Source organism: Acidovorax sp. KPB24-03 (assembly GCF_057546605.1).
The window spans coordinates 1-4241 of the sequence record NZ_BAAJYR010000307.1 but is presented as its reverse complement, the minus strand read 5'-3'; the positions used below and the strand labels follow the sequence as shown (position 1 = coordinate 4241).

Sequence of the window (4241 nt, the reverse complement as noted above, 5' to 3'; positions counted from 1 at the left end):
CAGCAGAACGCCGCGCTGGTGGAGCAATCCGCCGCCGCCGCCGAATCGCTGCGCGAGCAGGCCGCGCGCCTGTCGCAGGTGGTGCAGCAGTTCCATCTGGCCGACGGGCAGGCCTACGCCTCGGTGCACGCTGATGCGGCGCTGCAGGGCCTGCCTGCCTCCAGCGGCCTGGTGCGGCCGCAGCTCACCGGGGGTTGACCCGGCGGGAGGGCCGGTCCTCCCGGCCCCTCCTGTTCCCCAGCCTCCCCGGCCAGCGCCGTGCCGGCGCGGCCGGGGGCTCTCAGGTCAACGCCCTGGGGGGCTCGCCGCCGGGCGAGGGTTCATCGGCACGGCCCTTGCGCGGCCCGAACCACGCCACATACAGCGCCGGCAGCACCACCAGCGTCAGCAGCGTCGCCGTCACCAGCCCGCCGATCACCACGATGGCCAGGGGCCGCTGCGTCTCCGAGCCGATCTCGTGCGACAGGGCCATGGGCAACAGGCCCAGCATGGCGAGCATGGCGGTCATCAGCACGGTGCGCAGGCGCTGCATGGAGCCCTGGCGCACGGCATCGACCACGGCCATGCCGCCCGACTGCAGCTGCTGGAACACCGAGAGCATCACCACCCCGTTGAGCACCGCCTGGCCCGACAGCGCGATGAAGCCGATGGCGGCCGACACCGACAGCGGGATGCCGAACACCCACAGCGCGATGAACCCGCCGATGAGCGCCAGCGGCACGTTGATGAGGATCAGCGAGGCCATCTTGAACGACTTGAAGGCGTCGAACAGCAGCACGAAGATCAGCAGCAGCGAGATGGGCACCACCACCGACAGGCGCTTCATCGCGCGCTCCTGGTTCTCGAACTCGCCCGACCAGTTGACCTGGTAGTTGGACGGGATCTTGACGTTCTTTTCCACGCGGGCCTTCATGTCGGCCACCACCGAGCCCATGTCGCGGCCCGCGATGAAGATGCCGATGGCCGTGGTGCGGCGCCCGGCCTCGCGGGCGATGTTCATGGCGCCCGTGCCCTCGCGAATGTGCACCACGTCGCCCAGCTGCACGTAGCCGCCGTCGGGCGTGGCGATGGGGGTGCGCGGCAGGTTGGAGATCACGCGTTCGTCCTTGGGCAGGCGCACGGCCACGGCGAACTTGCGCTCGCCCTCCCACAGGCTGGTGGCGGCCTTGCCGGCGAGGGCGGCCTCGATCACGTCCTGGATGTCGCCCACGTTCAGGCCGTAGCGCGCGGCGCGGTCGCGGTCGATGTCCAGCAGCAGCTGCGGCACCTGGCCGTCGCGGTCGATCTCGGCGCGGGCCACGCCCTGCACCTGCTTGATCTCGCGTGCGATCTCGTCGGTGATGCGCTTCATCTCCACCAGGTCGTCGCCCGCGAGCTTGATGACGATCTGGCCCTTGATCTGCGAGATCGACTCCAGCACGTTGTCGCGGATGGGCTGCGAGAACGCGGGGTCGATGCCGGGGATGGCCGACAGCGCGCGGCCCATCTCCTCGGTGATCTTCTCGCGCGTCATGCCGGGGCGCCATTGGTCCTCGGGCTTCACGTCCACGAAGATCTCGGCCATGGAGATGGTCTTGGGGTCGGTGCCGTCCTCGGGCTGGCCGGCCTTGGAGACCGTGGTGCGCACCTCGGGCACGCTCAGCAGGGCCTTGCGGGCCATGCGCAGCACGCGCGCCGCCTCGTCGGTGGAGACGTTGGGCGAGAGGGTGAAGTTGACCCAGGTGGTGCCCTCGTCCAGCTCGGGCAGGAACTCCGAGCCCAGGCGCGAGGCGGCCACCAGCGCCAGGCCGAACACGGCCAGCGCGATCACCACCACCGTGCGGCGGCGGGCCAGGGCCCAGTCCAGCACCGGGGCGTAGGCGCGCTTGGCGAAGGTGACCACGCGGTTGTCGCCGTGCGGCAGCTTCCTGCGCAGCATCCAGTAGGCCAGCAGCGGCACCAGGGTGAGCGAGAAGATCAGCGAGCCGACGAGCGCGGCCGAGACCGACAGCGCCATGGGCTGGAAGATGCGGCCTTCGTGGCGCTGCAGCGCGAAGATGGGGATATGCGCCGCGATGATGATGAGCATCGAAAACAGCGTGGGCCGGCCCACTTCGCCGGCGGCCTCGATGATGGTGTCGCGCCGGTCGCGGTCGTCCATGTCCTCGCCGCGCTCGGCCAGGCGGTGCATGATGTTCTCGATCACGATCACCGCGCCGTCCACGATGATGCCGAAGTCCATGGCGCCCAGGCTCAGCAGGTTGGCCGGCACGCCCATGATCTTGAGGCCCATGAAGGTCGAGAGCAGGGCCAGCGGAATGACCACCACCACGGCCAGGCTGGCGCGCAGGTTGGACAGGAAGATGTACAGCACCAGCGCCACCAGCAGCGCGCCTTCCACGAGGTTGTGGAACACGGTGGTAAGCGTCTTGTCCATGAGCCAGGTGCGGTCGTAGAACAGCACGATCTGCACGCCCGGCGGCAGGCCGCGCGCGTTCAGTTCGGCGATGCGGTCCTTCACGCCCTTGAGCACCACGCTCGGGTTCTCGCCCTTGCGCATCACGACGATGCCGGTGACCACGTCGTCGTCCAGGTCCTGGCCGACCACGCCCAGGCGCGGCACGGCGCCGATCTTGACCTGGCCGATGTCGCGGATCAGCACGGGCGTGCCGTTGCGCGAGGCCACCACGATGCGGCCGATGTCGTCGGCCGAGCGCAGCAGGCCCAGCCCGCGGATGGTGTACTGCTGCGCGCCTTGCGCCACGTAGCTGCCGCCGGCGTTGGCGTTGCCCCGGCCCAGCGCGTCCAGCAGGTTCTGGAACGTGACCTTGTACGCGCGCAGCCGGTCCATGTCGGGCTGCACTTCGTACTGCTTGATCGAGCCGCCCATGGCCACGACGTCGGCCACGCCGGGCACCTGGCGCAGCGCGCGCTCCACCGTCCAGTCCTCCACGGTGCGGATGTCGGTGGTCGACAGGCCGTCGCCCTTGAGGCGGTAGCGCATGATCTCGCCCACCGGCGTGGCGTTGGGCGCGATCTCGGCCTGCACGCCGGGCGGCAGGTCGATGCTGGACAGCCGCTCGGCCACCTGCTGGCGCACGATGTTGGTGTTGGCCGCGTCGTCGTATGTGACCACGCTGAACGAGAGGCCGAACTGCGTGTGCGAGAACACGCGGATCGAATTGGGCAGGCCCGCCAGGGCCGTCTCGATGGGCAGGGTGACCTGCTTTTCGACTTCCTCGGGCGCTCGGCCCGGGTACAGGGCGATCACCGTCACCTGGGTGTCCGTGACGTCGGGAAAGGCCTCGACGGACAGGTTCTTGAACGAGATGAATCCCGCCAGGGCGAACAGCACCGTGCCCAGCACGATGAACAGCGGCTGGTGCAGCGCGTAGTGGATGAGGCGCCTCATGGTTTGGCCGTCCCTTCCGCCTTGCCGCCCGCCGGGCTGGCGGGCGCGCCGGGTACCGGTGCGGGCGCGTCTTCCTCGGCGGCCTGGAACTGGCGGGCCAGCAGCAGCACGTTCTCGGCCACCACCTTCTCGCCGGCTTCCAGCCCGCGGGAGACGACCACCTCGCGCGGGCCTTCGTAGCCCAGCACCACCTTGCGCGGCTCGAACACGCCGGGCTCGCGCTGCACGTACACGGTGTGCTGCGTGCCATTCAAGGTGACGGCGGCGGCGGGGATGACGACCCCACTCTCGCGGCTTTCCTGCACGTGCACGGTGGCCAGCATCTCGGCCTTCAGGCGCCGGTCGGCATTGGGCACCACGCCGCGCACCTTGAGCGTGCGCGTGCCGGGGTCGATCGCGTCGGCTGCGGCGGTCACGCGGCCGGTGAAGGTGGCCTCGGGGTAGGCGGGTACCTGCAGCGTGAAGCTGTCGCCGGGGCGCAGCGAGGCCAGGTCGCCCTCGCGCGCGTCGATCTGCACCCACAGCGAGGCGGGGTCGGTCACCACGAACAGCGCCGGGTTGCCGGGGCCGGACTGGTCGGGCCGCACCTCCTGGCCGGGATTGAGGTTGCGCTCCACCACCACGCCCGCCATGCCGGCCGTGAGCGCGAGCTGCTGGTTCACGGCGTTGCCGCCGCCGTAGAGACTGGTGCGCGCGGCGGCACGGGCCACTTCGGCCTGGGCGCGCGCGGCGTCGGCCTCGGCCTGCTCCAGGTCCTTGCGGGCCACGATGCCGGCTTCGAACAGTTCCCGCTGGCGGCGCAGGGCCCTGCTGGGCGAACGACTGGTCGGGCGCGGGCCTTGGCCGTGTC

General features: G+C 70.4%; 2 protein-coding genes and 1 pseudogene. 1 reads left to right on the top strand and 2 read right to left on the bottom strand.

Annotated features, from left to right (window positions below):
- Positions 1 to 198: pseudogene (locus tag AC27KI_RS19760) on the top strand (methyl-accepting chemotaxis protein); the annotation flags it as partial.
- 82 nt (positions 199 to 280) lie between these two features.
- Here the strand turns inward: AC27KI_RS19760 and AC27KI_RS19755 are convergent.
- Together AC27KI_RS19755 and AC27KI_RS19750 are read right to left on the bottom strand one after the other, a co-directional pair.
- The gene (locus AC27KI_RS19755; RefSeq protein WP_487115407.1) at positions 281 to 3391 is read right to left on the bottom strand and encodes an efflux RND transporter permease subunit; all 3111 of its coding nucleotides are present in this window, start codon (positions 3389 to 3391) and stop codon (positions 281 to 283) included.
- The coding region (locus tag AC27KI_RS19750; RefSeq protein WP_487115405.1) for an efflux RND transporter periplasmic adaptor subunit at positions 3388 to 4241 on the bottom strand (854 nt) is incomplete at its 5' end. The genes AC27KI_RS19750 and AC27KI_RS19755, both read right to left, overlap by 4 nt.

Bases quoted from the DNA above. Each gene is read 5' to 3' on its own strand.
- AC27KI_RS19755 (WP_487115407.1), bottom strand. From the start codon at position 3,391: ATGAGGCGCCTCATCCACTACGCGCTGCACCAGCCGCTGTTCATCGTG.